Consider the following 1,628-nt stretch of genomic DNA (forward strand, 5'->3'; position numbering starts at 1 on the left):
CGGCGCCATCTGCGGGTCGCGGCGGGCGGAGGCGTAGAGGGCGAGGAAGGAGAGCAGGTAGACGCTGCTGGTGGCCACCCCGATGCGAGTGAGGCCGAGCCGGGGCACGCCCCACGTGCCGTGGATGAGAATCCAGTTGAGTGCGGCGTTGACGGCGATCGAGGCGATGGTGATCCGCAGGAGGGCTCGCGGGCGTCGCATGCCGACGGTGAACGCCGCGCCCTGACCCGTGCCCGGGCGGGCCGGCCCGACGTGGTCAGCCCGCCCGGTGGGCGTGGACGCCCTGGCCGCTCTTGCGGCCGAGGTGGCCGGCCTCGACCATCCGGGAGAGCAGCGGCGGGGGCGCGTAGAGCGGCTCCTTGTACTCGTCGTACAGGGCGCGGGCGATCGCCTCGACGGTGTCCAGGCCGATGAGGTCGGCGAGTTGGAGCGGGCCCATGGGGTGGGCGCAGCCGTGGACCATGCCCGCGTCGATGTCCTCGGGGGTGGCGTGCCCGGCTTCGGCCATCCGGATCGCAGCGAGCAGGTAGGGCACGAGCAGGGCGTTGACGACGAATCCGGCGCGGTCGCGGGAGCGGATGACGTGCTTGCCGAGGGTGTCTCGCGCGAAGGTCTCCACCCGTTCCAGCACCGCTTGGTGGGTGTGCAGCGACGACACCAGCTCGACGAGGGGCATGACGGGCGCCGGGTTGAAGAAGTGCAGGCCCAGGACGTGCGAGGCGCGGCCGGTGGTGATGCCGAGCCGGGTGACCGGGATGGCCGAGGTGTTGGTGGCCAGCACGGCGTTCTCGTCGGCCAGGACTTTGTCCAGGGTGGCGAGCACGTCGTGCTTGACGGCCTCGTTCTCGACGACCGCCTCGACCACGAGCTGACGGTCCGCCAGGGCCTCCAGGTCGTCGGCGAACAGCAGGTGCGCCCAGGTGTCCTCGCGGTCGGTCGGGTCGATGTGCCCGCGGTCGACGGCGCGGTGCAGGGAGCGGTCGATGCGGCCGCGGGCGGCCCGCAGCGCGGCGGGGTCCTTCTCGCAGACGATGGTGTCCAGGCCGGCGCGGGCGAAGACCTCGGCGATGCCGGAGCCCATCTGCCCGGCGCCGACGACGGCGACCCGTCGGATCTCGTTCATGGCACTGCCTCCGTGCTGGGGCGGCTCAGGCCGCGGTGCGGACTCGGACCAGGTGGCGGGTGTACGCCTCGGTGGTGAGGAAGGCGGGGAGCTCGTTGCCGAGGGCGGTCTCCTCCAGGATCCGGACGGCGTTGTCGACGAGTTTGGGGTCGGCGCCCTCGGCGCCCTCGGCGAGCAGCGCGGACCGCTCCCGGTCGATGTGCCGTCGCACGAGGTCCGCGGTGGCGAGCGAGCCGCCGGCGAGCCGGGTGCAGTGGTGCTGCCACTGCCAGAGCTGGCAGCGGGCGATCTCGGCGGTGGCGACGTCCTCCAACAGCCCGAAGACGGCGACGGCGCCCGCGCCGCCGAGCCAGGCGGTGAGGTAGCGCAGGGTCACGGCGACGTTGGCGCGCAGGCCCTGTTCGGTCGGCAGCCCGGCGGTGAGCCGGTGCACGGCCAGCAGGTCGGTGGCGGTGACCTCGGCGTCCTCGCGGGTGCGGTCGAGCTGGTTGGGGCGGTCGTCGAG

1 protein-coding gene and 2 pseudogenes are annotated in these 1,628 nt (G+C 73.3%); all 3 read right to left on the reverse strand.

Annotation, left to right across the window (positions count from 1 at the left end; genetic code table 11):
* A pseudogene (locus AB0O00_RS38445) lies at positions 1–213 on the reverse strand (polysaccharide biosynthesis C-terminal domain-containing protein); the annotation flags it as partial.
* A 43-nt stretch (positions 214–256) separates the two neighbouring features.
* Positions 257–1,123 carry a 3-hydroxybutyryl-CoA dehydrogenase gene (locus AB0O00_RS38450; RefSeq protein ID WP_363659325.1) on the reverse strand — a complete coding sequence of 289 codons (867 nt, stop codon included), beginning with the start codon at positions 1,121–1,123 and terminating at the stop codon, positions 257–259.
* 25 nt (positions 1,124–1,148) lie between these two features.
* Positions 1,149–1,628 (reverse strand): annotated as a pseudogene (locus tag AB0O00_RS38455) (malate synthase A); the annotation flags it as partial.

The organism is Kitasatospora sp. NPDC093558, from assembly GCF_040683475.1.
Lineage (GTDB): Bacteria > Actinomycetota > Actinomycetes > Streptomycetales > Streptomycetaceae > Kitasatospora.